Below are 24,710 nucleotides of genomic sequence, written 5' to 3' on the forward strand. Positions count from 1 at the left end.
AGGAAAGTGCCCCGTGATCGACTTCAATGCCTCCCTCGATCCCGTCAACGGACTGGTCGACACCTCCGTACTGCTGCCTCCGTCCCCGCCGGTGGACTTGCTGTGGCGCTCCATGGTCAGCCTCGTCGGCGCTGCCGAGGGACACCCCGGCGGTACCGCCACGGGCGGCGGGCGAGCGCTGGACCCGCAGGTCGTCGGTGCCTACGGCCACTCGCGCCGCGACGCCGTGACGCGAGGCGTGGGGGAGGGCGTGGAGCGGTACGCACTGTTTCCCCACCGGGCCGCGCCCGCAGGGGCGGTGCGCCGCAGACGGAGCGAACTCGACGGCTCTGCACTGGAGTTCGAGCGCGCGGACGTGGCGCTCGGATCACCGGAGGCGGTAGACGAGAGGATGAACTGGTACCCGGCCCGCCGCGTCGTCGACGACACCCGGGTGTGGGTCCCCGCGCCGCTGGTCGATTACCCGGTCGCTGTGCCACAACAGGGAGCGGAGTTGCGGCACTTGTTCGACCCGAGCCCGTCCGGGGCGGCGTCCGGACAGGGGACCGGGCACGCGCTGCGTTCGGCACTTCTGGAGATCGTCGAGCGCGATGCGCTCCTGGTGGCCTGGCAGCGGCAGTCGGCACTTCGCCTCGTCGACCTGGATGCGTCGCTGACAGGCCGTGACAACGCGAACTGGCGGCGCCTCGCCCGGCTTCGGGAGGCCGCGCGCCGGGCCGGCCTGACCCTGCTGGCGGCGGATCTGCCGACGGCGATTCCCGGCGTGGTGTGCACGGTCGGGATCGTGCTCGACACGACCGCGTCCGTGCCCTTGGCCACCGTCGGGTGCAACGCCACCGACGACGTGGCCTGGAGCATCCTCGGTGCGCTTCAAGAAGCCCTGCAGATCCGCTCGGTGATCGTCAACGCCTGGCAGGCGGGGTGGGGCGATGCCCCGACTCCCGCCCCCACGACGATCCTCGACGACGCCGACCGGCTCCGGTATGTGGCGTCGCGGGAGAACTTCCATGCGGTACGGCGCTGGCTCTCGCATTTCCGGCCACCGCTCGCGCCGTCCGTCGAGCATCGGGTGAGGACGGACGACATCGTGCGGGCCATGGCGGCCGACGGCGCCGATCCGCTGGTGGTGGAGCTCACCCACCGACTGCCCACGCCGCTGCAGGACATGGGGTGGGCGGCGGTCAAGGCGATCGTGCCCGGTTATCAGCCGCTGCGCATGATCGAGCGCCTGGACTTCACCTGGAACCGTTCGCGCCTTGCCACCGCCACCCAGCGCACGGGGCTCCCCGCTGTGCCGTGCGACCCTCACCAGGGGGAGGATGCCGGCCCGGGGCCGCATCCCTTGCCGTGACGTTTTGACCAGCAACGACCGGAGAGCACCATGACCATGAACATCACACTGGGCGAGCAGGTACTGCTCCTCTGCCTCGACGACTCCGGGACGGTGCGGCAGCAGCCGACGGCCGAATACATGATCGCGGCCGGTGCTCTGCTGGAACTGGCGATGGCCGACCGGGTCCACCTGGACGGCGCGAGGCTCGTCACCACCGACACCACCGCGGTGGGATCCGCGTCCCTGGACCCCGTACTGGCCCGGCTCGCGGAGCCGGCGAAGAAGACGGGCGACGCCCAGGAGTGGATCTTCGCCCTGCACAAGGAGGCGTTCGCGGCCGCCCGCCAGGATCTGCTCGGCAAGGGACTCGTCCGGGAGGAACGCGGACGCACGCTGGGCATCATCAAGACCACCCGCTACCCCGAGACCGACGGCAGGGCCCGCGCCGAGGTACGCCACGCTCTCGATGAAACGGTCGTCCAGGGCGCCGAACCCGATGAGCGCACCGCGGCTCTGATCACGCTCATCCACCACGGCGACCTGCACGGCATCGCCTTCCCCGACGCCGACTCGGCGGCGGTGAAGCGGCGTTGCGCCGAGGTGGCCGAGGCCCACTGGGCCCGGCCCGCGCTGCGCGCGCTCGTCGACGCGGTGGCGGCCTCGGTCGCGTACTTCATGAGTCTGGTGGCGGTCAATGCGGCCGTGAACTCGTAGCGGCGGAGCGCGACTCGACAACCGCGTCGGTGGGCGGGGCACCTGGTGCCCCGCCCACCGACTTCTTTGTTTGCAACTCCAATGCCTCATCGCGGAGTTGGAGCATCTGTGAATTTGAGGTGGATCTGAGATTCCACCCAACTGGAATTTCCGGTGTGCTCAGAGGGTGTCGATGCAGTGTGCATCGTGTTAGTTTTCGGAAACGATCACGCCGTGCTTCGACAGAGCGCTTGTGCGGTCAACCGGGCCTGACCAGCACGGAAGCCATGCCGCGGCGTGTTTTTGGGTGCTATCTGGCCCGCGTGACTTGCGACAGGAAAAACGGGGAAGCATGGAACGTATAGCCCTTGTCACCGCCGCGCCGTCGTTGCAGCGGCGGCTGACCGATGTGCTCACGTCGAAAGGGTGGGGAGTGATCGACTGGGACTTCTCTCCCGCGGCCGAGAAGTCCGCCGTCGATGTCATCCTGGTCGAATCGGGATCATTGCCCCGGCATCCCCAACTTCCCTGGTCCGAACGCCCTTTCGTCGTCCTGGTCTATGGTGCGGACGATCCGTTCTGGCAGTCGCCGTACGCCCACAAGGCCATGGGCGTCGTCGACCGGGATGATCCCGATCAGGGCTTCGTCGACGCGGTGGCCCAGGTGCTCAGCGGGCGCGGCTGGCTCTCGCCCGAGCTGGTGCCTCGCGTCCTGGCCAGCATTCCGGTTCGAGAGCGCAGACAAGGGCCGGCGGCCGAGGGAATGGACCGCCTGACCGACCGCGAGCGGGACATCGCGCTCCTGGTGGCGCAGGGTCTTTCCAACTCGGAAATCGCCCAGCAGCTCGTCATAGGGCATTCCACTGTGAAGTTCCACGTTTCGAACGTGCTGCAGAAGACCCAGTGCCGCGACCGTGCGCAGCTCGCGGTCCTGATGCACTCGGCCGGTGCGGCAAAGACCCGTATCGCCGCGTGACAGGTGGACGGGGCGGGACGCTGGTCCATCCGCCCCGTCCATGCCCGTCCACAGACGGGGGCGAGCCCCGACCGACGGCGGAAGCCGGTGCGACCGGGCGTCGTTAGCCTCGGTCATCAGCCCGCGCGGAAGGTGATCGGACATGCGAACCCCAGCCCCACATGTCTCCGTGGTCTGTCCCACCTTCAACCGCTCGGCGGCCATCGGGGCGACCCTCGACTCCGTGCGCGGCCAGTCCGTGCGGGACTGGGAACTGATCGTGGTCTCGGACGGCAGCACCGACGACACCGACGACCACGTGCGCGCGGCTGCCGCCAGGGACCCGCGCATCCGGCTGATCCGCACGGCGCGACACGGCCATCCCGCCGAGCCGCGCAACATCGCTCTGGCACAGGCGCGGGGCAGTGTCATCGCCTACCTCGACCACGATGATCAATGGCGCCCCGGGCATCTGGCCGCGGTGACCGCAGTTGTCCACTCCGGCGCTGATCTCGTGGCCACAGGGTTCGAACTCCGCGACGCCGACGGGACGACGACGGCTGTCTCCCAGCCGCACGAGATGTGCTGGCACCCCGAGTTCCAGGTCTTCGGAGTGATCTTCGAACCGTCCCGGGTCGCCCACCGGCGCGGAGTCGCCGAACGGGTCGGCGGCTGGCGCGCGGGTGCCGGCATGGAGGACTGGGACCTGTGGCTGCGCATGACGGACGCGGGACAGCGGTTCACCACCGTCGCGGACCGCACCGCGGTGCTCTTCGACGACACCTCGACCCGCAGGCACCGGATACCCGCCCTGCACCACGTGCCCGTCGCTACCTTCGACGATCCGGCTCACGCGCGGGACGCGCTGCGGGAGGTGCACGACCCACGTCACGCTGCCGCCCTGCGAGCCGCGCACCGGCAGGACACCAGGGCGTGGCTGGCACGCCTCGCCGCATCAGAGGACTTCGTCCGACCCGTGGGCGTGCAGGCCGACGTGCTTCCCGTCCTTGCCGATGCCATGACGGACGCCGCGCCGTCCGAGACGGATCTGGTGCTGACTCGGCGCGGCCGAACGTTCGTCCTGGCCAAGCCGGTACGGTGCGCCAACGCCGCCCACGCGGATCGGATCGGAAAGTTGGTCCGCACGGCCCAACCGCACGTTCTCGCTCTGCTGCGGGAGCTGGCGCACGGCGCGCTCCCGAGCACCGTCGGACGTGCCCGGTGAAGGCACTGATCCTGGCCGGCGGAACAGGCAGCAGACTGTGGCCCCTGACCCACACCACCGCCAAGCAACTGGTCCCTGTGGGCGGCCGGCCCGTGCTCTTCTACGCTGTCCAGGCCATCGTGGAAGCAGGCATCACGGACATCGGCGTGGTGATCGGCGCCACCGGTGACGAGATCCGGGCCGCCCTTGGGGACGGCTCCCGTTTCGGCGCGAGTGTCACCTACCTCCAGCAGGAACGCCCCCTGGGGCTCGCGCACGCGGTACGCGTCGCCCGGGACTGGCTGGGCGACGACGACTTCGTGATGTACCTCGGGGACAATTTCGTCATCGGCGGCATCAGCGAGGTGGTGCAGGGGTTCCGTGCCGACCGCCCGGACGCGGGCATCCTGGTGACCCGGGTGCCTGACCCCTCGCTCTTCGGCGTCGTCGAGCTCGGCCCCGACGGAGGGGTGGTCCGTCTCGAGGAGAAACCGGCACAACCGCGCAGCGACCTCGCTCTCGTGGGGGTCTACCTCTTCACGCCCGCTGTCCACGAAGCCGTCGCCGCCTGCACGCCGTCGGCGCGCGGTGAACTGGAGATCACCGACGCCGTGCAGTGGCTCGTCGATCACGGCCGCACCGTCACGGCGACCCCGATCACCGGCTACTGGAAGGACACCGGGAACGTCGCGGACATGCTGGAGGTCAACCGTTGTGTCCTGGAGAACCTTTCCCCCGAGAACGAGGGCAGCGTCGACGCGGCGAGCGAGATCGTGGGCCGTGTGCGGATCGAGAAGGGCGCCCGCGTCGAGAACTCGCGCATCGTCGGGCCCGCGGTGATCGGAGTGGACACGGTCATTCGCGACAGTTACATCGGCCCCTCCACGTCCATCGACGCGAACTGCGCCGTGCACGGCAGCGAGGTCATGTTCTCCATCGTGCTGCGCGACTCGCGCATCGAGCACGCGGGGCGTGTGGAGGGCTCTCTCATCGGCCGGTCGGTCCGCGTCGTGGGCACCGTGCGGACGCCGCATGCCCACCGACTGGTCCTTGGCGATCACAGCCGTATCGAAGTAGCCGTCTGACGCGCCCCGTCCCGCGAGCGTCACGGGCCCGTGCCCCTGAACCCCGACACGAAAGACCTGCACCGCATGAGAGTTCTCGTCACCGGAGGCGCCGGATTCATCGGCTCCCATCTGGTCCGGTCCCTGCTGTCCCCGAGCGACGCCCGTGGCGCAGGGCCTGACGTGGTCACCGTCCTGGATGCGCTCACCTACGCCGGCAACCGGGCCAATCTGGGCGACGCCGTGCGCGACCGGCGCCTGCGGTTCGTGCACGGGGACATCCTCGACATCGAGCGCGTGACGGCGCTGATGGCCGACCACGACGCCGTGGTGCATCTGGCCGCCGAATCACATGTCGACCGCTCCATCGACAGCGGTCGTGCCTTCGCGGCCACGAACGTCCTGGGCACGCAGACCCTCCTGGAGGCCGCTGTCCGTGCCCCGCACCCCGTGACCTTCCTGCACATATCCACCGACGAGGTCTACGGTTCCATCCCGGCCGGATCATGGTCGGAGAGCCGCCCGCTCGAGCCCGCGTCCCCGTACTCCGCGGCGAAGGCCGGATCCGACCTCCTGGCTCTGGCCTACCACCGCACGCACGGCCTCGACGTCCGCATCACCCGCTGTTCCAACAACTATGGCTCCTACCAGTTCCCCGAGAAGATCATTCCGCTGTTCGTCACCAACCTGCTGCGCGGCCGGTCGGTCCCGCTGTACGGGGACGGCGGACAGGTACGCGACTGGCTGCATGTCGAAGATCACTGCCGCGCGATCCGCCTGGTTCTCGAAGGCGGCCGTCCCGGTGAGGTCTACAACGTCGGCGGTGGGCTTGAGTTGACGAACCGCCAACTCACGGAGCGGATCCTGGCGGCCTGCGACGCGGACTGGACAAGCGTCGAGCATGTCGCCGACCGTCCGGGGCACGACGCCCGGTACAGCGTTGACTGGTCGAAGATCCGTGACGAACTCGGTTACGCGCCCCGCCGCACCTTTGACGAAGGACTCGCCGCCACCGTGGACTGGTACCGCACCCACCGATCATGGTGGGAGCCGCTCGTCGGCGCGCGTCCGGCCCTGGTACGAGAGTGACCACCTGGCTGGTCACCGGTGCCGGTGGCCTTCTCGGACGGGACATGTCAGCCGTACTTCCGCCAGGGCGGACAACGGCCCTGACCCGTCAGGGCCTGGACATCACCGACTTCGAGGCGGTCGCGGACACCGTGGGCCGACTGTGTCCGGACATCGTCGTCAACTGCGCGGCGTGGACGGACGTGGATGCCGCGGAGAACCACGAAGCCGCCGCGACCGAGGTCAACGCCACGGCCGTACGCAACCTCGCGCGAGTCTGCGCCCGCACGGGAGCCCGGCTCCTCCACATCTCCACGGACTACGTCTTCTCGGGGGCCGGGCCCGGCGGAGAGCCGCGGCGCACGCCGTACCCCGAGAACGCCGATCCCCGGCCGCTGACCGCCTACGGCCGCAGCAAACGGGCCGGTGAGAGGGCGGTGCTCGACGTGCTGCCCGACGCCGCGACAGTGATCCGTACCGGCTGGCTCTACGGACGACACGGCCGCAGTTTCGTCCGGACCGTGCTCGACCGGGCACGATCCGCCGAAGAGTCCCATGTGGTCAACGACCAGTACGGGCAGCCGACGTGGAGCAAGAGCCTGGCGGGTCGGCTGAAGATCCTGGGCGAGGCGACTTCGCGACCCGGCGTGCTGCATCTCACCAGCACAGGACATGCCACCTGGTACGAACTCGCCCAGGAGATCTACCGATGGGCCGGTGCGGATGCGGCATTGGTCAGTCCGATCAGCACCGCCGATCTCGGCAGGCCCGCACCGCGACCCGCGTGGAGCGTGCTGGCTCATGACCGCGCCTCGGCCGCCGGGCTCGGCGTGCACCACCACTGGCGCGACGAGCTGCGCCGCGCCCTGCCTCATCTGGTCGACGGCCTGAAGGGGCGTACTCCGCAGCGCAACAGGGATGAGGAGACGCATGGCCACCGCTGACGAAGGCGCGAAGCTCCGACCGCTCGCGATCGACGATGCCTGGATCGTGGAACCGGTTGTCCACCAAGACGACCGGGGCAGCTTCCACGAGTGGTTCCGAGCCCCGGACGTCATGGCGTCCACCGGCGCCTCTTTCCGGACGGCGCAGGCCAACTGTTCGGTTTCCCGCCGCGGGGCGCTGCGAGGGATCCACTACACCAATGCCTCGCAGGGGCAGGCCAAGTACGTCACGTGCGTGCGTGGCGCCATCCTCGACGCGGTCGTCGACCTGCGGGTGGGGTCACCCACCTACGGCATGAGCGAGCTGATCCGGCTCGACGCGGACCATCGGCGCGCCGTCCATCTGAAGGAGGGACTGGGGCACGCCTTCCTGGCGCTGACCGACGACGCCACGGTCGTCTACCTCTGCTCCGCTTTGTACGCCCCGGACCATGAGGGAACCGTCCATCCGCTCGACCCGGACCTGGGGATCCCCTGGCCCTTGGCCGATGTCGGTACGCCGATCCTGTCGGCCAAGGACGCCGCGGCTCCCACGCTCGCGCAGGCGCGTCGGTCCGGAGGGCTTCCTGTTTACGCCCGCGACGCCGTGCACGCCCGCGACGCCTCCGAGGCTCATGCGCCGGACGGCGAGAGCTTGAGGCACAGAGTGCATTGATTACGGAAATAGCTAGACTCGGTCATGTTGATCGGAGGTGGCTATCAGTGGCCGTACAGAACGGAAAGCCCGTGGGGGCGCGGAAGCGGCAGCCGAGCCTGGCGCAGCTGCGGGCGTTCGCCGCGGTCGCGGAGCATCTGCACTTCCGGGACGCGGCCGCCGCGATCGGGATGAGCCAGCCCGCCCTGTCCGGCGCCGTGTCGGCGCTGGAGGAGACGCTCGGGGTGACCCTTCTCGAGCGTACGACGAGAAAAGTGCTGCTCTCGCCGGCCGGGGAACGGATCGCGGTACGGGCCAGGGCCGTGCTCGACGAGGTCGGTACGCTCCTGGAGGAGGCCGAGGCGGTGCGGGCGCCGTTCACCGGCGCGCTGCGGCTCGGGGTGATCCCGACCGTCGCGCCCTATCTGCTGCCCACCGTGCTGCGGCTCGTGCACGACAGGTATCCGGACCTGGACCTCCAGGTGCACGAGGAGCAGACCTCGTCCCTCATCGAGGGCCTGACGGCCGGCCGGCTGGATCTGCTGCTGCTCGCCGTGCCGCTGGGGGTGCCCGGCGTCACCGAACTCCCGCTGTTCGACGAGGACTTCGTGCTCGTCACCCCGCTCGACCACTGGCTCGGCGGGCGCGAGGGCATCCCGCGCGAGGCGCTGCGCGAGCTGAACCTGTTGCTGCTCGACGAGGGGCACTGCCTGCGCGACCAGGCACTCGACATCTGCCGGGAGGCCGGCCGTGGTGACGCGCCCGTCACCACGACCGCCGCCGGTCTCGCCACCCTGGTCCAACTCGTCGCCGGCGGACTGGGGGTGACGCTGCTGCCGCGGACCGCCGTCGCCGTCGAGACCAGCCGCAGCAGTCAGCTGCTCACCGGGTACTTCGCGGAGCCGGCGCCCACGCGGCGGGTCGCCCTCGCGATGCGCACGGGGGCGGCCCGCTCCGCGGAGTACGGGGAACTGGCCGCGGCCCTGCGCGTCGCGCTCCAGGGGTTGCCGGTCAAGATCAGCCCCTCCGGCGACTGAGGAGCGGGGACCGGGGCGCGGCCCCGTGACCCGAGCACCGTCGCCGCTCGCTACTCGGTGCGGAGGCCGTTCGCGCGCATGAGGCGCCACAGCGGCGGCATCGACAGCAGCGTCACCACGACGATCAGGGCGCCGCCGATCGCCGCCAGCGGGAGGAACAGCAGCCAGTCCGAGACCGGCTTGCCGATCATGCGGAGCATCAGCCAGCCGATACCGAGACCGCCCGCGACGGCCAGCACCATGCCCAGGACCACCGGGATCGCCGTCTGCCACAGCACCGACCAGGCGAGCGTCCTGCGGCGCGTGCCGTAGGCGACGAGCACCGACAGCAGGCGCCTGCGCTCCCGGAGCTGCTCGATCTGCGAGACCAGCATGGACGCCGCGATGAGGGTCATCGTGACGGCGGCCGCCGTGAACAGGCCGGTGCGGATGCTCGCGTACTCCTTGTCCCGGGCGACGGCCCGGAACGTCCACACGCTCATGCTCGGATCGATGCGGAACGCGGTGTTGCGGGCGAGGTCGTAGGCGTCCGGCACGGACTCGTCCAGCACCATCTGCGCGGACGTCACGGCCGTGTGCAGCCGGGCCGGGTCGAGGGCGCCCGGGGTGGTGAGGATGCCGCTGAACCGGTTGCCCGCCGGGTCGCGGCGCGAGGTGACCGTCGTGGTGTCCTTGGGCAGCGTCCAGCGCACCGGCTTCTTGTCCTTGACGCCGGGCGTGTACGACTTGCCGTCGTCGACGGTGAGACGGGCGCCGGGCCGCGCCACCGAGGCGAGCTCCTTCTCCGAGTACGCGTCGCCCGAGCCGGTGACCCGGAACGTGTCGCCGTCCGCGCACGACGTGATGCGGGCCAGCTCGCGCAGCGACGCGCAGTCGCCGACGTCCACCGAGACGCTCGGCACGTAGTCGTCGGCGTCGGGCTTCGCGCCCACCACGCTCGCCGTGGTGCCGACCGTGCCGATGACGCTCTTCACGCCCTCGGTCGCCCCGAACTCCCTGACCATCCGGGCCGCCAGCTCACCGCTCGGGAAACTGGCGGACGCGCCCACCTGGGCCCGGCTCGGGTCCTGGCCGGTCGCCCGGTTGAAGTCGTCGTTGATGCCGACGGTGAACATCTGCAGGGCGATGCCGCCCGCGACCGCGATGGTGATGCCCGCGACCGCGCGGGTCGCGCCGCTGCTGCTCAACTGGAGCCTGCGCGTGGCCAGTTGCCAGGGCACCGGGCCGCCGCGCATCCGCCGTACGGCCACCTCGACGAGCCAGGGCAGCACCGCGATGAGGCCCGTCAGGCTCAGCACGATGCCGGCCACGAGCCGGATCATGCCCAGTCTGCCGACCGTGTCGTCGGCGTCGGAGGTGAGCAGGAGCAGCACGCCGACCACCGGCACCGGGATCCGCCACCACACCCGGCGGGCCCGGGTCCGGCCGCCGCGCACCACGCCCAGCGGCTCGATCGTCACCGAGCGCAGCGCGAACACGGTGACCGCGACGGCGGACAGCGGGACCGCGAGCAGGATCAGCACGGCGAGCGCCGGCGAGGGCACGAAGTCGCCGGGGAACGCCGACAGCCGGTAGACCTGCAGCACGGCGAGGAGCTGCCGCCCGGCGAAGAACACCCCGAGGCCGATGGCGAGGCCGACGACCGCGCCGAACAGCGCCTCGCCCGCCGCGATCCGGCGGGTCATCCGGGCGTCGGCGCCGACCAGGCGCAGGGCCGCGAGCCGTCGGTCGCGCCGTTCGCCGCCGAACCGTACGGCCGTCGCGATGAAGATGGCGACGGGAACGAGCAGGACCACGCAGGCCAGCACGACGAGGAGGATGAGGATGGGACTGGTCTCGTCGCTCATCGGCTTCGCGCCGAAGTGGTCGAGCCGGTAGGCGCCGCGGTCGGTGCTGAGCGAGTCGCTGCCCACGTACACGTACAGGTCGAAGGGGTCGCTCAGACCCGTGTCGCCGATCGTGCCCACGACGCGGTAGTCGTAGCGCTCCTTGAGGAGCTTGCCCTCGGGCGAGCCCAGCAGCTCCTCGAGGGCGGGCGAGACGACCATCTCGCCGGGCCCGGGGAGCCTGCTCACGCCGGGCGGCAGGACCGGGTGTTCGCCCTCGGCCTGCAGCAGATGGCCGCCCACGGTGTCGCCGCGGTACTGCGACGAGGCGTCGGCCTGCAGGACCGTGCTGTCGCTCGCCGCGACCGCCGAAGGCTCGGGCGCCATCCGGGCGTCGAGCCGGGCGTCGCGGTTCTCCAGGAACGTGGGGACCGACGCGGCGCCCAGCAGCACGGCCACGCCGAGCCCGACGCCTATCGCGGTGAGCAGCGTACGGATCCAGCCCTCACGGCCGCCCGACGCGGCGAAACGGATGCCGAGGCCGAGGTCGCGCAGCCAGCCGGAGGGGCCGGGCGCGGCGCCGGGCGCCGCCGCCCGCGCGGTGCGTTCGCGGTCGTCCAGGAGCGTCATCGGGCGAACTCCATGTCCCGCGTCTTCCCGTCCCGCACGACGATCTCGCGGTCCGAGTACGCCGCGACCCGCGTCTCGTGCGTGACCAGGACGACGGCGGTGTTCGCGCCGCGCGCGGCGTCGGTCAGCAGCTCCATCACGCGCTCGCCGTTGAGTGAGTCGAGCGCGCCGGTCGGCTCGTCCGCGAACAGCACCCGCGGGTTCGTCACCAGGGAGCGGGCCACGGCGACGCGCTGGCCCTGACCGCCCGACACCTCGCCGGGCCGCTTGCCCGCGAGGCCGTCGACCTCCAGGCGCTCCAGCCAGGACGCGGCCCGGCGCTCGGCCTCCTTGCGCTTGACGCCGGTCAGCCGCAGCGGCAGCGCCACGTTCTCGACACAGGTCAGCTCCGGGACCAGCTGGCCGAACTGGAAGACGAAGCCGAACTCGGTGCGGCGCAGGGCGCTGCGCTCGGCGTCCGACATCGCGGTCAGGTCGCGGCCGTCGTACGTGATCGAGCCCGTGTCCGGGAGGACGATGCCGGCCAGACAGTGCAGCAGCGTCGACTTGCCCGAGCCCGAGGGGCCCATGACGGCGACGATCTCGCCCGGGTGGATGGTGAACGAGGCGCCGTCCAGGGCGGGCGTCGGCCCGTACGACTTGCCCAGATCGCGGGCGGCGAGGAGGGATCCGGCAGGGGTCATGAGGGGCGCACCTCCGCGGCGAGCCTGTCGAGGCGCGCGGCGGTCAGCTCCAGCCAGCGCAGGTCGGCTTCCAGGTGGAACAGGGCGTGGTCGCAGATCAGCTGGTCGGCGAGGTCGCCCTTGCGCTTGCGGTCCGTGAGGATGCGCATCAGACGCAGGTGCTCGGCGCGCTGGGTGTCGAGGATCTCGCCCGCGTCGCGCTCGGTGAGCAGGGCGAGGACGACCTTGGTGTAGAGCGTCGACTGGAGGTACGGCTCCGGCTTCTCCGGGGTCGCCAGCCACTGCTGGACGTCCGTGATGCCGGCTTCCGTGATCGCGTAGCGCTTCCGCTCCGGGCCGCCGCCGGCCTCTATCCCGTCGACCTCCACGAGGCCGTTCTTCAGGAGGCGGGACATCGTCGAGTAGACCTGCCCGTAGTGCAGCGGCTTGTCGTGCCCGAACGTGTCGTCGAAGGTGCGCTTCAGGTCGTAACCGTGGCGGGGCCCGGATTCCAGGAGCCCGAGAAGGGTGTGGCCGATGGACATGCGGAGCACTGTACACGGTGTGTATACCCGAGGTGTATAGGTGGGGTTCGTCACCGGGTGCGGGTGCGGGTGCGGGTGCGGTGCGGGGCGGTGGGGGCTGGTCGCGCAGTTCCCGCGACCAGCCCCCCCCGCTAGCCGTCGGCCGCCGAACCGTCCGTACCGTCCGGGCTCCGGGGCGGACGCCCCCGCCGCGGGATGGGCCCGGCCGAGCCGGGCAGCCGCCCCGCCTCGGCGAGGGCCCGGCGCAGGACGAACTCGATCTGCGCGTTCGCGGAGCGCAGCTCGTCCCCGGCCCACCGGGCCAGCGCCTCGTGCACCGCGGGATCGAGCCGCAGCAGAACCTGTTTGCGTGCCGGAGGCGGCGTCACTGGTAGAGCGTCCCGGTGTTGACGACCGGCTGCGCGGCCCGGTCCCCGCAGAGCACGACCAGCAGATTGCTCACCATCGCGGCCTTGCGCTCCTCGTCGAGGGCGACGAAGTCCTGCTCGGTGATCCGGGCGAGCGCGTCCTCGACCATGCCCACCGCGCCGTCGACGATCAGCCGGCGGGCGGCGACCACGGCGCCGGCCTGCTGGCGCTGGAGCATCGCCGAGGCGATCTCGGGCGCGTACGCGAGGTGCGTGAAGCGGGACTCGATGATCTGCACGCCCGCGGCCTCGACCCGCGCGTGCAGCTCGACCGCGAGCTTCTCGGTGATCTCCTCGGCGTTGCCGCGCAGCGAGAGCCCGCCCTCGTCGTGCGCGTCGTAGGGGTACTCGATGGCGATGTGCCGGACGGCCGCCTCGGTCTGCGTCGAGACGAACTCCAGGAAGTCGTCCACCTCGAACGTGGCCTGCGCGGTGTCCTCGACCTTCCAGACGACGACCGCGGCGAGCTCGATCGGGTTGCCGTAGGCGTCGTTGACCTTCAGCACGGCGGTCTCGTGGTTGCGTACGCGCGTCGAGATCTTGGTGCGCGAGGTGAGCGGGTTGACCCAGCGCAGGCCGTCCTCGCGGATGGTGCCCCGGTAGCGGCCGAAGAGCTGGACGACGCGGGCCTGGCCCGGCGCCACCATGTTCAGGCCGCCCATGGCGAAGAGCGACGCGATCGCGAGGAGGATGCCGACGACGATCAGCGCGGCCTTGGCGCCGGCCGAGGTGAGCGTGGCGCCGGTCGCTACCAGGACCACGCCGACGATCAGGCCGATGAGCCCGAGCAGCAGCGCGAGCCCGCCCCCGATGCTGTGCGCCGTGAACTCGCGCACACGGGCCTTCGGCATCGTCGGTACATCCGGTGTGGCGTCCGTCTCGGACATGGCAGTCCCCGTTTCTCTGAGCTGGAGGTTCGTGGCCGTCGCGGCCCGACCCTGTCTAGCAAAGTGATATCACTTTACTCCGCTCGGCAACCATAGGCACCCCTGGATCGTCGGTTCCCATGGGGCAGGTGCTGATTGTCACGTCCGGAAATGACCGGATCGGCAGGGTTTTGCCTTAAGTGGCGGTGTTAGCTTCATGAGCTGATTCGGCACAGAAGTGCACGGAAACACCAGTCGTGATCACGAACGAGAAGCGGAGCAACTGAGGTCATGGGCCGAGCGGATGCGAGGAAAGCGCAAAAGCGCGCGGCGCGGCCGTCGGGCATACGCCGCTTCTTCACGTGGAAGAAGCTCCTGGGTGCGTTCTTCGGGTTCGTGCTGCTGTGCATGGGCGCGTTCGTGGTGCTGTACCTGGTGATCGACGTGCCCGAGGGCAACCCCGACGCCAAGCTGCAGAGCAACGTCTACAAGTACAGCGACGGCACCACCATGGCCCGCACCGGTGAGGTCAACCGCGAGATCGTCGACCTGTCCGAGGTGCCGAAGCCGGTCCAGCGGACCTTCGTCGCCGCCGAGAACAAGACGTTCTACAAGGACAAGGGCATCGACCTGAAGGGCACCGCCCGCGGTGTCCTCAACACGGTCACCGGCAAGGGCAAGCAGGGTGGTTCGACGATCACCCAGCAGTACGTGAAGAACTACTACCTCACGCAGGACCAGACCGTCTCGCGCAAGCTGAAGGAACTGGTCATCTCGCTCAAGGTCGACCGCAAGAAGTCCAAGGACGACATCCTCGCCGGCTACATCAACACCAGCTACTACGGCCGCGGCGCCTGGGGCATCCAGGCCGCCGCCAACGCCTACTACGGCATCGACGCCTCGAAGCTGACGGTGGAGCAGGGCGCGTACCTCGCGGCGCTCCTCCAGGCCCCGAACCAGTACGACTGGGCGATCGCCTCCGACACCGGCAAGACCCTGGCGAAGCAGCGCTGGAACTACGTCCTCGACAACATGGTCGACATGCACTGGCTCAGCGCGAGCGAGCGTCAGGGCATGAAGTTCGAGGAGCCCGAGGCGCCGAAGGCGGCCGCCGGACTCCAGGGGCAGGAGGGCTACCTGTACACGGCCGCGAAGGAAGAGGTGCAGAAGGACCTCAACCTCACGGACGAGCAGTTCGCCGCGGGCGGCTACACGATCACCCTCAACATCGACCGCAAGAAGCAGAAGCAGCTGGAGAAGTCGGTCAAGCAGCAGCTCTCCGACAACCTCAACCGCAAGAAGAAGCCGGACTCCCGGGTACAGGCCGGCGCCGTCTCGGTCGACCCGAAGACCGGCAAGGTGCTCGCGCTGTACGGCGGCGAGGGGCTCAGCAAGCACTACGTCAACAACGCCACGCGCACCGACTACCAGCCGGCCTCCACCTTCAAGCCGCTGATCCTCGCGGCCGCCCTGGAGAGCAACGCCAAGACGCAGACCGACCAGTCGATCAAGGCGAGCACGGTCTACGACGGCACCAACAAGCGCCCCGTGGTCGAGAACGGCAAGAAGGTCGGCTTCGCCCCGCCGAACGAGGACAACCGCAGCTACGGTCCGGTCACCGTGCAGACCGCCATGAACAAGTCCATCAACTCCGTCTTCGCGCAGATGGGCGCCGACGTCGGCATGGACCAGGTCATGTCGATGGCGAAGAAGCTCGGCATGGACGACGCCGACCTCAAGCCGTACTACGCGCAGACCCTCGGCACCATGGGCGCCAGCCCGATGGAGATGGCGGGTGTCTACGCGACGCTCGACAACCACGGCAAGCAGGTCACCCCGCAGATCGTGAAGTCGGTCTCCAAGCAGGGCCAGCCGGTCGATCTGCCGAAGGCGATCGGCGAGCAGGTCATCAGCCGCGGCGCCGCCGACTCGGTCACCTCGGTGCTGACCGGCGTGGTCGACGACGGTACGGCGAAGACCTCGGTGCGGGACAACCCGGCCCGCGACGGTCAGCAGGTCGCCGGCAAGACCGGTACCTCCGACTACAATCGTTCGGCCTGGTTCACCGGGTACACCCCGGACCTGGTCACGTCGGTGGGCCTGTTCGGCGAGGGCGCGCTGAAGACGTCGGAGGCGGGCAAGCACGTCTCGATGGAGGGCGCCGGCGGCCTTCCCCGCGTCGACGGCGGCAGCTTCCCGGCCCGCATCTGGGCGCAGTACATGTTCAACTCGACCAGCGCCAACAGCAAGTTCGACCTCGACACCGACATGGGTGCGGGCGTCGAGCCGACCACGACGGCACCGTCGACGCCGACCCAGGAGCCGTCGACCCCGTCGACCCCGAGCGACACGCCGACCACGACGCCGCCGTCGACCCCGTCGACGCCGACCGAGACCCCGACCACCGGGCCGCCGACGGACGAGCCGACGGACGGCACCCCGTCGACCCCGTCGGACACCGGCTCGCCGACCTTGGGCATCCCGGAGAACCCGCTCGACGGCAACAACGACGACGGCAGAGGCGACTAGCAGAGGCGACTAAGGGCCACCCGCCCGAGACCGCCTCATATGCCGAGGGGCCGGAACCCAGCTGGGTTCCGGCCCCTCGGCACTGCGCTGTCCGGCCGCTGCCGCGCGGCCCGGCTCACTCCCCGTCCGGGGCGCGGTCGCCCGCGGGCCGCGCCAGCTCGAACCAGACGACCTTCCCGGTGCTCAGCCGGGTCGCTCCCCAGCGCCGGGCCAGCCGGTTCACCAGGAACAGGCCGCGCCCGCCCTCGTCGGTGGCCCGCGCCTGCCGCTGCCGGGGCAGCTGCGGCACGTCGTCACCGACCTCGCAGCGCAGCACATCGGTCCGCAGCAGGCGCAGCGTCACCGGCCGCGAGGCGTACCGCACCGCGTTCGTCACGACCTCGCTCACCAGCAGCTCGACCGAGTCGGTCATCTCCTCGAGCCCCCAGCGGGCCAGCGCACTGCGGGCCAGCCGCCGCGCACGGCCCGGCGCCGCGTCCTCCGGCTCCAGGAACCAGTACGCGACATCGCTCGGCGCGATCCCGTCGAAGCGGGCGGCGAGCAGCGCGATGTCGTCGTCCCGGTCGCCCGGACCGAGCATGTCGAGGACGTCGTCGCAGAGCGCCTCCAGCGGCGGCGGATGGTCCGGGCCCGTCAACTGCGCCGTCGCGGCGAGCCGTTCGCGCAGCTGCTCTATGCCGGTCCACACGTCCCGCAGCCGCGACTCGACCAGCCCGTCGGTGTACAGCAGCAGCGTGGCGCCCGCCGGGGCGTCCAGCTCGACGGCCTCGAAGTCGACGCCGCCGACCCCGATCGGCGCGCCCGGCGGCACCCGCAGCACCTCGGCGCGGCCGCCCAGGTGCAGCAGCACCGGCGGCGGATGCCCGGCGTTGGCGATGGTGATGCGGTGCGCGACCGGGTCGTACACCGCGTACAGGCACGTCGCCATCCGGTCCGTGCCGAGCCGCTGCGCCTGCTCGTCGAGATGGTGCAGCACCTCCTGCGGCGGCAGATCGAGCCCGGCCAGGGTCTGCGCGGTCGTGCGCAACTGGCCCATGATCGCGGCCGAGGTCATCGAGTGGCCCATGACGTCCCCGACGACCAGCGCGACCCGGCTGCCCGGCAACGGGATCGCGTCGTACCAGTCGCCGCCGACCCGCGCCGTCTCCGCCGCCGGCAGATAGCGCGAGGCGAGCCGCACCCCGGTCGGACGCGGCAGCGTCTCCGGCAGCATCGTGCGCTGCAGTTCGTCCGCGATGTACGCCTCGCGCCCGTACAGCACCGCCTTGTCTATGCCGAGCGCGCTGTGCGTGGCCAGCTGCCCGGCCACCAGCAGATCGTCGCCGTCGAACGCGGCCCGGTCCAGGCGGCGCAGGAACACCGCCGCGCCGATCACCCGGCGCCGCCCCCGCAGCGGCGCCAGAATCGCGCGACGCCCCGTGGGCAACGCCCGCTCCCCGCCGAGGAGTTCGGGCAGCGCGGCGAGCGCGGCGGGCGAGTCCGCGAAGACCGGCCGCACCCCGCGCAGCACCTCGGCCAGCGCGCCGCCGCCCCGCACCTCGCACAACTCGGCGCTGTCCGGAGCGAGTTCGACCTGCGGCACAAGGATGCTGGGCGCCGGGACGCCGTCCGCGTCCAGGTCCTCGGCGGCGTCCGGAACCCGGTCGCTGCGGCGCAGCCGCAGCACCATCGGGCCGGTCGGGCGCTCGTCGCCGACCGGCAGCGGCTCGCGCAGATAGACCAGGATCGCGTCCGCGAACGTCGGCACCGTCGCCCGGCACAGGCCCATCACGATCTCGTCGAGGTCGATGCCGCGCGCGATGCGCCGGGTCGCCGCGCCGACGAAGCGCAGCCGGTCACCGTCGCGGCGCATCGCCGTGGGCTGGCCCGGCGGCCGCGGCTGACCGGAGCGCCGCTCGCCGCCGTCCGGCGGGCCGGCCGGACGCACCGGCTCGGGCGAGGGCGAACGCGGCTGCGAGTGCTCCGCGTCCGCCGAGGCCGACGGGACGGAAGAAGGGGTGGCAGCGCGCCGTGGCTGCTGCGGTAAGCCGTCGCCGGCCGGGGTCCCGGAGGCCTGTGGGGTACGCCTGAGGGCCCCGCGGGGCTCGGCGGGGCGGGCCGCCGTGCCGTGGTGGCGGCCTTCGTGGGAGCCTTGATGAGAGGCTGAGTGCTCCGTCACGCGTGTCGAATCCGTCCGTCCGGGGCTGCGCGCCGTGTCACTGGCCGGTGCGTCGGCAGTTGAGGAACAGCTGGTGCTCGGGTGGGGCGTGGGTGCTGGCGGGAGCGTACGCGTACGTCTCCTCCCCGGTGATCTCGAAGCCCGCATCGCGTACGACCTGGCGCAGTTCGTCCCGCAGGAAACCCGATACCCGGATTGTGTGGCCCAGGAACGGAATTTCCGCGTCATCCAGGTCGGCCTCGACCATGGACAACGCCAACAGGCCGTCAGGCCGCAGCAGCGAGCGCAGCAGCCGCAGCGCGTCCGGTATCTCGGCGCGCCCCAGCATCAGCAGCGTGAAGAAACAGGTGACGACGTCGAACTGCCCCAGACCGTCCGGGCCCTGGGCGCTCAGCGTGGTCAGGTCGGCCTGGTGGAACTCCGCCTCGGGCACCTGCTTGCGGGCCAGCTCCAGCATGCCGGCGGACAGATCGACACCGACCACCTGGTGCCCCGCGTCCACGAGTTGACGGGCCGTCGGCACACCGGTGCCGCAGCCCACGTCGAGGACCCGCGCGCCGGGCCTCAGCTGCGACAGGAGCCGCTGCACGGCCGCCAGTTGGCCCTCCTTGTGCGGAAACGCTTCGTCATAGCGTCCGCCGATCGCGTCGAACGCCGCGGCCTGACCCGACCGGTCCGTCCTGTCCGTTCCGCCCACGTTCACGGTCTCCCGCCGCCCCTCGATGACCTCATTGACATCGTTGACATCGTGTCAGACCCACCGTATGCGCGAAGAGTTGCTGCTGGAGCCGCTCTTTGTGCTGCCTCCCGCGACACTGTGCGCTCTTGCGGAGGACGATCCTACGTTTCCCCCATGGGGGCGCATCAAGGGTCTCATGAGGACACGTGCGCGGGCGTACGGTCCCAGTCCGCCGGAAGCGCCGGGACCGGCCACGCGGGGTCGGGCCGCCAGTGCTGCCAGCCGTCCGAGAAAGGGTGCCCCCAGTCCTCGATCACCTCGATCGCCCGCTGCCCCGCGGCCCGCACCCCGGCGGCCCCCGCGGCACTCATCAGGCCCACGGCCTGCGCCTGAGCGAACTCGTCCTCGTCGTGCCAGCGCCAGCTCCCGTCCGGGTACACCGACAGATCGAGGAAGTGGTCCTCCGAGTCGACGCCCCCGGACCAGCGCACGCGCGGCTCCTCCAGGTTCACGTACCAGTTGCGGAACGACCAGTCCGGCTCCCAGAACAGCCACACCGACCAGGGCTCGCCCGGCCGCGCCACCTTCAGCACCCCCGCGCCGAACCAGCGGTCGCGCTGTACCGTGCGCGGCTTCGTGTAGCGGGTGGCGAGCGGCTCGCGGTGCACCGGGGTGCCGTCGGCGAGCACCGGCTTCACGCACTCGGTGCCCGGCGCCATCCACACGGCGAGCAGCTCGGGGGAGTCCTGGACGACCGTGACGGGACGACAGATGTGAAAACCGTCTCCCCCATTGGCGCGGTAGCGCCACAGGATCGACTCCCCGGGCACCCAGCGCCCGCCACCCTCGTCAGCCCGGTCGTAGTCCGTCATGGACAGATATTAGGTGCCGTTGGCATAGGACGCTGCGGTGCGCGTCACGAAATACGTCAACCGGCCACGAGCTGTTACGGGTGGGTCATCCGCAGGACATCCAGCGCCTCGTCGAGCTGCTCCACCGTCAGGTCCCCGCGCTCCACGTACCCGCCCGCCAGGACGACCTCACGGATCGTCCTCCGCTCGGCGAGCGACTTCTTGGCGACCTTCGCGGCCTCCTCGTAGCCGATGTACTTGTTGAGCGGCGTGACGACGGACGGCGACGACTCCGCGTACTCGCGGGCCCGCTCGCGGTTGGCGGTGATGCCGTCGACGGTGCGGTCGGCCAGCAGCCGCGACACGTTCGCGAGCAGCCGGATCGATTCCAGGACGTTCTTGGCGATGACCGGCAGCATCACGTTCAGCTCGAAGTTGCCGGCGGCGCCCGCCGCGGCCACCGTCGCGTCGTTCCCGGTCACCTGCGCGGCGACCATCAGCGTCGCCTCGGGAATGACCGGATTCACCTTGCCCGGCATGATCGACGAACCGGGCTGCAGATCCGGCAGGTTGATCTCGGCGAGCCCGGTGCGCGGGCCCGACGCCGCCCACCGCAGATCGTTGGCGATCTTCGTCAGGCCGACCGCGATGGTGCGCAGCTGCCCGCTGGTCTCCACGATGCCGTCGCGCGCGCCCTGCGCCTCGAAGTGGTCGCGGGCCTCCGTCAGCGGCAGCCCCGTGGCCCGGGCGACCTCGGCGATGACGGCGGCCGAGAACCCGGGCGGCGTGTTGATCCCGGTGCCGACCGCCGTGCCGCCCAGCGGGAGTTCGGCCAGCCGCGGCAGCGACGCGGTGAGCCGCTCGACGCCGTAGCGGACCTGCGCCGCGTAGCCGCCGAACTCCTGGCCCAGCGTCACCGGCGTCGCGTCCATCAGATGCGTACGCCCCGACTTCACGACGTCCGCGAACTCGGCGGCCTTGCGCTCCAGCGACGCCGCGAGGTGCTCCAGGGCCGGGATCAGGTCGTGCGTGACGGCGGCCGTGGCCGCGATGTGGATCGAGGACGGGAAGACGTCGTTCGACGACTGCGAGGCGTTCACGTGGTCGTTCGGGTGGACGTCGCGGCCCAGGCGCTCGGTGGCGAGCGTGGCCAGCACCTCGTTCGTGTTCATGTTGGACGAGGTGCCGGAGCCGGTCTGGAACACGTCCACCGGGAACTCGTCGTCCCAGCGGCCCGCGGCGACCTCGGCGGCCGCGTCCGCGATGGCGCCGGCGATGTCCTTGTCGAGCACGCCGAGCTCCGCGTTCACCTTCGCGGCGGCGGCCTTGATCCGGGCGAGCGCCTCGATGTGCGCGCGCTCGAGACGTGCGCCCGAGATCGGGAAGTTCTCCACGGCGCGCTGCGTCTGCGCCCGCCACTTGGCGTCCGCGGGCACCCGCACCTCGCCCATGGAGTCGTGCTCGATCCGGAACCCGTCGTCGTTCGGCATGCTCGTCTTCCTCCTCGTGGCTCTGTCCGTGCCAGCGTCGCGCACCCGGCGGGTATTCCGGCCGTGTCCGGTGCGGGTGTCGTGGGAACCCGCGGGACATGACGACGACACTCGGAGGATTCGTCCTCGGTACCCCCGACCCCGCCGCCCTCGCCGACTTCTACCGCGCCCTGCTGGGCTGGGAGGAGGCCGAGCACCAGCCGGAGTGGGTACGGCTGCGCGACCCGGCACAGGAGCGCCCCGGCCTCGGCTTCCAGCGGGAGACCGACCACACGCCCCCGGTGTGGCCGCAGCGGCCCGGCAGCCAGCAGATGCAGGGGCACCTCGACCTCCAGGTCGACGACCTGGAGGCGGAGACCGCGCGGGCCCGCGCGCTGGGCGCGACGCTGGAGGCGCACCAGCCGCAGCAGGACGTCCGCGTGCTGCGCGACCCGCACGGCCACCCGTTCTGCCTGTTCCTGCCCGGCGCCTGACGCGCGAAGGCCCCCTCCGCGCCGGGAGGGGGCCTTCACGTACCGAGAGATCAGGACAGCTGCGAGCCCTGGCGCACCGGGATGCTCGTGAACGTCGGCGCCGGGGCCGGGTCCTTGAAGAAGTCGTTGCCCTTGTCGTCGACGACGATGAACGCCGGGAAGTCCTCGACCTCGATCTTCCAGACGGCCTCCATGCCGAGCTCCTCGTACTCGACGACCTCGACCTTCTTGATGCAGTCCTGCGCGAGACGCGCGGCCGGGCCGCCGATCGAGCCGAGGTAGAAACCGCCGTGCGCGTCGCACGCGTCGGTGACCTGCTGCGAGCGGTTGCCCTTGGCGAGCATCACCTTGGAGCCGCCCGCCGCCTGGAACTGCTCGACGTAGGAGTCCATGCGGCCGGCCGTCGTCGGACCGAAGGAACCGGACGCGTACCCCTCGGGGGTCTTGGCCGGACCGGCGTAGTACACCGGGTGGTCCTTCAGGTACTGCGGCATCTCCTCGCCCGCGTCCAGGCGCTCCTTGATCTTGGCGTGCGCGATGTCGCGGGCCACGACCAGCGGGCCGGTCAGGGAGAGGCGGGTCTTCACCGGGTACTTGGTGAGCTCGGCGAGGATCGCGTCCATCGGCTGGTTCAGGTCGACGTTCACGACATCGCCCTCTTCCAGGTGCTCGTCCGTCGTCTCCGGCAGGAAGCGCGCCGGGTCCGTCTCCAGCTGCTCCAGGAAGACGCCCTCGGCGGTGATCTTCGCGACGGCCTGGCGGTCGGCCGAGCAGGACACGGCGATGGCGACCGGGCAGGACGCGCCGTGCCGCGGCAGGCGCACCACGCGCACGTCGTGGCAGAAGTACTTGCCGCCGAACTGGGCGCCGATGCCGATCTTCTGCGTCAGCTCGAAGACCTTCTCCTCCAGCTCCTTGTCACGGAAGCCGTGACCGAGCTCGGAGCCCTCGGACGGGATCTCGTCCAGGTAGTGCGCCGAGGCGTACTTCGCGGTCTTCAGCGCGTACTCGGCGGACGTGCCGCCCACCACGATCGCCAGGTGGTACGGCGGGCACGCGGCCGTGCCCAGCGAACGGATCTTCTCCTCCAGGAACTTCATCATGGAGCCCTCGTTGAGGACCGCCTTCGTCTCCTGGTAGAGGAACGACTTGTTGGCGGAGCCGCCGCCCTTCGCCATGAAGAGGAACTTGTAGGCGCCGCCGTCGGTCGCGTACAGCTCGATCTGCGCGGGCAGGTTCGAGCCGGTGTTCTTCTCGTCCCACATGGTCAGCGGGGCCATCTGCGAGTAGCGCAGGTTCAGGTTCTTGTACGCGTCGTAGATGCCCTTGGAGAGCGCCTTCTCGTCCTCACCTTCGGTGAGGACGTTCTGCCCGCGCTTGCCCATGACGATCGCGGTGCCGGTGTCCTGGCACATCGGCAGCACTCCGGCCGCGGCGATGTTCGCGTTCTTCAGCAGGTCGAGCGCGACGAACTTGTCGTTGTTCGACGCCTCGGGGTCGTCCACGATGCGGCGCAGCTGCGCGAGGTGGGCCGGGCGCAGGTAGTGCTGGATGTCGTGGATGGCCTCCTCGGCGAGCTTGCGCAGCGCCTCCGGCTCGACCTTCAGGAACGTACGGCCGTCCGGCCCCTCGGCGGTGGTGACGCCCTCCGAGGTCACCAGGCGATACGGGGTGGTGTCCTCGCCCTGGGGGAGCAGATCGGTGTACGCGAACTCAGGCATCTCGCCCATTCCTCTTTCGGCCGGTGGCAGCTGGCATCCGTTGGCAGCGCCAACCAGCGTAGAACCTGGCCGCGCCGGCGGGCCTGTGAGGTAAGGCTCAGTTCGCACCTCGCAGGCTCTGGGGTCTGCCCGGCGGGTCAGGTCGCGTCCGGGTGGCGTGCTGGTCGGCGTGCCAGGCCCCGCGCCCGCGACAAGATCCGCCGGACAGACCCTAGTCGCGATCTATCGCGTTTGGGTACGCTGCTGTCGTGGACCTTGAGAAGCGCCCCCAGCAGAGCGCCCCCGTGGCGGAGCCGACCGACCTGCGTGCCTCGGACGCCGACCGCGACCGCATCGCGGACATCCTGCGCGAGGCGCTCGCCGAGGGGCGGCTCGACGCGGAGGAGCACGCCGAGCGCGTCGAGGGGGTCTACCGCGCCAAGACGGTGGGTGAGCTGGAGCCGTTGGTCAGGGACCTGCCCGGCGCACACACGCCCCGCCCCGAGGTGGCCGCGGGCCCGCCGCCGAGCCGCCCGGCGCCCGGCACCATCCCGGCCGTCGCGAGCGAGAACCTCGTGGCGGTGTTCAGCTCCACCACCCGCAAGGGACGCTGGCGCGTGGGCCGCCGCACGCACGCGTACGCCGTGTTCGGCAACGTCGAGATCGACCTCAGCGAGGCGATCTTCGAGTACCCGCAGGTCTACATCAAGGCCGTCTCGGTCTTCGGCAACGTCGAGGTCCGCGTTCCGGAGAACATCTCGCTGCGCGGCAGCGGCGGCGGCGTCCTGGGCAACTTCGAGGTGGACACGCTCGACGCCACGGAACCCGAGGCGCCCGTCGTGTACGTCGACGGCATCGCGGTCCTCGGCAACATCGAGGCGCGGCCCAAGCGCGGCCGGCTCGTCCGCAACCTCGAGAAGCACCTGCGCAAGCACCTCGGCTGAGGCGCGCGCTCCGCCGCC

22 protein-coding genes are annotated in these 24,710 nt (G+C 70.7%); 12 read left to right on the plus strand and 10 right to left on the minus strand.

The window, feature by feature from the left end:
• Nucleotides 1-13: 13 nt before the first annotated feature.
• The 9 genes from ACVHNB_RS05260 (at nucleotide 14) to ACVHNB_RS05300 (ending at nucleotide 8,932) form a co-directional block, all read left to right on the plus strand.
• Nucleotides 14-1,351: a YcaO-like family protein gene (locus ACVHNB_RS05260; protein ID WP_428952579.1), complete on the plus strand. Its 1,338-nt coding sequence runs from the start codon at nucleotides 14-16 to the stop codon at nucleotides 1,349-1,351.
• 30 nt (nucleotides 1,352-1,381) lie between these two features.
• On the plus strand, nucleotides 1,382-2,047 hold the full coding sequence (locus ACVHNB_RS05265) for a GOLPH3/VPS74 family protein (RefSeq protein WP_428952578.1): 666 nt from the start codon (nucleotides 1,382-1,384) through the stop codon (nucleotides 2,045-2,047).
• A gap of 331 nt (nucleotides 2,048-2,378) precedes the next feature.
• A complete protein-coding gene (locus ACVHNB_RS05270) occupies nucleotides 2,379-3,002 on the plus strand; it encodes a helix-turn-helix domain-containing protein (RefSeq protein ID WP_456227516.1) in 624 nt (207 codons plus the stop codon).
• 142 nt (nucleotides 3,003-3,144) lie between these two features.
• Entirely contained in the window at nucleotides 3,145-4,206 is a 1,062-nt protein-coding gene (locus ACVHNB_RS05275; protein WP_428952576.1) for a glycosyltransferase family 2 protein, read from the plus strand.
• Nucleotides 4,203-5,270, plus strand: coding sequence for a glucose-1-phosphate thymidylyltransferase (locus ACVHNB_RS05280; RefSeq protein WP_428952575.1), 1,068 nt, complete (start codon nucleotides 4,203-4,205; stop codon nucleotides 5,268-5,270). Before ACVHNB_RS05275 ends, ACVHNB_RS05280 begins: the two co-directional genes overlap by 4 nt.
• A 66-nt stretch (nucleotides 5,271-5,336) precedes the next feature.
• Nucleotides 5,337-6,338, plus strand: coding sequence for a dTDP-glucose 4,6-dehydratase (gene rfbB / locus ACVHNB_RS05285; protein WP_428952574.1), 1,002 nt, complete (start codon nucleotides 5,337-5,339; stop codon nucleotides 6,336-6,338).
• A gap of 44 nt (nucleotides 6,339-6,382) precedes the next feature.
• Nucleotides 6,383-7,261, plus strand: a complete 879-nt coding sequence (gene rfbD / locus ACVHNB_RS05290) for a dTDP-4-dehydrorhamnose reductase (RefSeq protein WP_456227517.1) — start codon at nucleotides 6,383-6,385, stop codon at nucleotides 7,259-7,261.
• On the plus strand, nucleotides 7,248-7,916 hold the full coding sequence (locus tag ACVHNB_RS05295; protein ID WP_456227518.1) for a dTDP-4-dehydrorhamnose 3,5-epimerase family protein: 669 nt from the start codon (nucleotides 7,248-7,250) through the stop codon (nucleotides 7,914-7,916). The genes rfbD and ACVHNB_RS05295 overlap by 14 nt, the downstream gene beginning before the upstream one ends.
• Nucleotides 7,917-7,987: 71 nt before the next feature.
• Nucleotides 7,988-8,932 carry a LysR substrate-binding domain-containing protein gene (locus tag ACVHNB_RS05300; RefSeq protein ID WP_428957561.1) on the plus strand — a complete coding sequence of 315 codons (945 nt, stop codon included), beginning with the start codon at nucleotides 7,988-7,990 and terminating at the stop codon, nucleotides 8,930-8,932.
• A 50-nt stretch (nucleotides 8,933-8,982) separates the two neighbouring features.
• Here the strand turns inward: ACVHNB_RS05300 and ACVHNB_RS05305 are convergent, their stop codons facing one another.
• The 5 genes from ACVHNB_RS05305 to ACVHNB_RS05325 all read right to left on the minus strand — a co-directional run bounded on the left by ACVHNB_RS05305 (nucleotide 8,983) and on the right by ACVHNB_RS05325 (nucleotide 13,889).
• On the minus strand, nucleotides 8,983-11,388 hold the full coding sequence (locus tag ACVHNB_RS05305; RefSeq protein ID WP_456227519.1) for an FtsX-like permease family protein: 2,406 nt from the start codon (nucleotides 11,386-11,388) through the stop codon (nucleotides 8,983-8,985).
• Nucleotides 11,385-12,071: an ABC transporter ATP-binding protein gene (locus ACVHNB_RS05310; protein ID WP_456227520.1), complete on the minus strand. Its 687-nt coding sequence runs from the start codon at nucleotides 12,069-12,071 to the stop codon at nucleotides 11,385-11,387. The genes ACVHNB_RS05305 and ACVHNB_RS05310 overlap by 4 nt, the downstream gene beginning before the upstream one ends.
• Nucleotides 12,068-12,595 (minus strand): PadR family transcriptional regulator, encoded by a 528-nt coding sequence (locus ACVHNB_RS05315; protein ID WP_428952569.1) that lies wholly within the window; start codon nucleotides 12,593-12,595, stop codon nucleotides 12,068-12,070. Before ACVHNB_RS05315 ends, ACVHNB_RS05310 begins: the two co-directional genes overlap by 4 nt.
• A gap of 131 nt (nucleotides 12,596-12,726) precedes the next feature.
• Nucleotides 12,727-12,963 (minus strand): hypothetical protein, encoded by a 237-nt coding sequence (locus ACVHNB_RS05320; RefSeq protein ID WP_428952568.1) that lies wholly within the window; start codon nucleotides 12,961-12,963, stop codon nucleotides 12,727-12,729.
• Nucleotides 12,960-13,889 (minus strand): SPFH domain-containing protein, encoded by a 930-nt coding sequence (locus ACVHNB_RS05325; protein WP_428952567.1) that lies wholly within the window; start codon nucleotides 13,887-13,889, stop codon nucleotides 12,960-12,962. Before ACVHNB_RS05325 ends, ACVHNB_RS05320 begins: the two co-directional genes overlap by 4 nt.
• A 270-nt stretch (nucleotides 13,890-14,159) precedes the next feature.
• Here ACVHNB_RS05325 and ACVHNB_RS05330 point away from each other — a divergent pair, with 270 nt between their 5' ends.
• On the plus strand, nucleotides 14,160-16,397 hold the full coding sequence (locus ACVHNB_RS05330) for a transglycosylase domain-containing protein (RefSeq protein WP_428952566.1): 2,238 nt from the start codon (nucleotides 14,160-14,162) through the stop codon (nucleotides 16,395-16,397).
• 115 nt (nucleotides 16,398-16,512) lie between these two features.
• Here ACVHNB_RS05330 and ACVHNB_RS05335 read toward each other — a convergent pair whose 3' ends face one another.
• The 4 genes from ACVHNB_RS05335 to ACVHNB_RS05350 form a co-directional block, all read right to left on the minus strand.
• Entirely contained in the window at nucleotides 16,513-18,555 is a 2,043-nt protein-coding gene (locus ACVHNB_RS05335; protein ID WP_456227521.1) for a SpoIIE family protein phosphatase, read from the minus strand.
• 37 nt (nucleotides 18,556-18,592) lie between these two features.
• Nucleotides 18,593-19,258, minus strand: coding sequence for a class I SAM-dependent DNA methyltransferase (locus tag ACVHNB_RS05340; protein WP_456227522.1), 666 nt, complete (start codon nucleotides 19,256-19,258; stop codon nucleotides 18,593-18,595).
• A 170-nt stretch (nucleotides 19,259-19,428) separates the two neighbouring features.
• Complete coding sequence (gene fomD, locus ACVHNB_RS05345) at nucleotides 19,429-20,106, minus strand: cytidylyl-2-hydroxypropylphosphonate hydrolase (RefSeq protein WP_428952563.1); 678 nt, start codon at nucleotides 20,104-20,106, stop codon at nucleotides 19,429-19,431.
• Nucleotides 20,107-20,180: 74 nt separating this feature from the next.
• Entirely contained in the window at nucleotides 20,181-21,575 is a 1,395-nt protein-coding gene (locus tag ACVHNB_RS05350; protein ID WP_428952562.1) for a class II fumarate hydratase, read from the minus strand.
• 98 nt (nucleotides 21,576-21,673) lie between these two features.
• Here ACVHNB_RS05350 and ACVHNB_RS05355 point away from each other — a divergent pair, with 98 nt between their 5' ends.
• Entirely contained in the window at nucleotides 21,674-22,048 is a 375-nt protein-coding gene (locus tag ACVHNB_RS05355) for a VOC family protein (protein WP_428952561.1), read from the plus strand.
• Nucleotides 22,049-22,098: 50 nt separating this feature from the next.
• Here the strand turns inward: ACVHNB_RS05355 and ACVHNB_RS05360 are convergent, their stop codons facing one another.
• Nucleotides 22,099-23,769 carry a fumarate hydratase gene (locus ACVHNB_RS05360; RefSeq protein WP_428952560.1) on the minus strand — a complete coding sequence of 557 codons (1,671 nt, stop codon included), beginning with the start codon at nucleotides 23,767-23,769 and terminating at the stop codon, nucleotides 22,099-22,101.
• 248 nt (nucleotides 23,770-24,017) lie between these two features.
• Between ACVHNB_RS05360 and ACVHNB_RS05365 the strand changes: the two genes are divergently transcribed.
• Complete coding sequence (locus ACVHNB_RS05365; protein ID WP_428952559.1) at nucleotides 24,018-24,692, plus strand: DUF1707 SHOCT-like domain-containing protein; 675 nt, start codon at nucleotides 24,018-24,020, stop codon at nucleotides 24,690-24,692.
• Nucleotides 24,693-24,710: the final 18 nt, after the last annotated feature.

The organism is Streptomyces sp. YJ-C3 (assembly GCF_053891275.1).

Excerpts from the sequence above, each read along its gene's own strand:
- ACVHNB_RS05310 (WP_456227520.1), bottom strand. The coding sequence starts at position 12,071 with ATGACCCCTGCCGGATCCCTCCTCGCCGCCCGCGATCTGGGCAAGTCG.
- ACVHNB_RS05270 (WP_456227516.1), top strand. The coding sequence starts at position 2,379 with ATGGAACGTATAGCCCTTGTCACCGCCGCGCCGTCGTTGCAGCGGCGG.
- ACVHNB_RS05315 (WP_428952569.1), bottom strand. The coding sequence starts at position 12,595 with ATGTCCATCGGCCACACCCTTCTCGGGCTCCTGGAATCCGGGCCCCGC.
- fomD (WP_428952563.1), bottom strand. The coding sequence starts at position 20,106 with ATGACGGACTACGACCGGGCTGACGAGGGTGGCGGGCGCTGGGTGCCC.
- ACVHNB_RS05325 (WP_428952567.1), bottom strand. The coding sequence starts at position 13,889 with ATGTCCGAGACGGACGCCACACCGGATGTACCGACGATGCCGAAGGCC.
- ACVHNB_RS05350 (WP_428952562.1), bottom strand. The coding sequence starts at position 21,575 with ATGCCGAACGACGACGGGTTCCGGATCGAGCACGACTCCATGGGCGAG.
- rfbB (WP_428952574.1), top strand. The coding sequence starts at position 5,337 with ATGAGAGTTCTCGTCACCGGAGGCGCCGGATTCATCGGCTCCCATCTG.
- ACVHNB_RS05275 (WP_428952576.1), top strand. The coding sequence starts at position 3,145 with ATGCGAACCCCAGCCCCACATGTCTCCGTGGTCTGTCCCACCTTCAAC.
- ACVHNB_RS05305 (WP_456227519.1), bottom strand. The coding sequence starts at position 11,388 with ATGACGCTCCTGGACGACCGCGAACGCACCGCGCGGGCGGCGGCGCCC.
- ACVHNB_RS05295 (WP_456227518.1), top strand. The coding sequence starts at position 7,248 with ATGGCCACCGCTGACGAAGGCGCGAAGCTCCGACCGCTCGCGATCGAC.
- rfbD (WP_456227517.1), top strand. The coding sequence starts at position 6,383 with ATGTCAGCCGTACTTCCGCCAGGGCGGACAACGGCCCTGACCCGTCAG.
- ACVHNB_RS05355 (WP_428952561.1), top strand. The coding sequence starts at position 21,674 with ATGACGACGACACTCGGAGGATTCGTCCTCGGTACCCCCGACCCCGCC.
- ACVHNB_RS05360 (WP_428952560.1), bottom strand. The coding sequence starts at position 23,769 with ATGCCTGAGTTCGCGTACACCGATCTGCTCCCCCAGGGCGAGGACACC.
- ACVHNB_RS05330 (WP_428952566.1), top strand. The coding sequence starts at position 14,160 with ATGGGCCGAGCGGATGCGAGGAAAGCGCAAAAGCGCGCGGCGCGGCCG.
- ACVHNB_RS05265 (WP_428952578.1), top strand. The coding sequence starts at position 1,382 with ATGACCATGAACATCACACTGGGCGAGCAGGTACTGCTCCTCTGCCTC.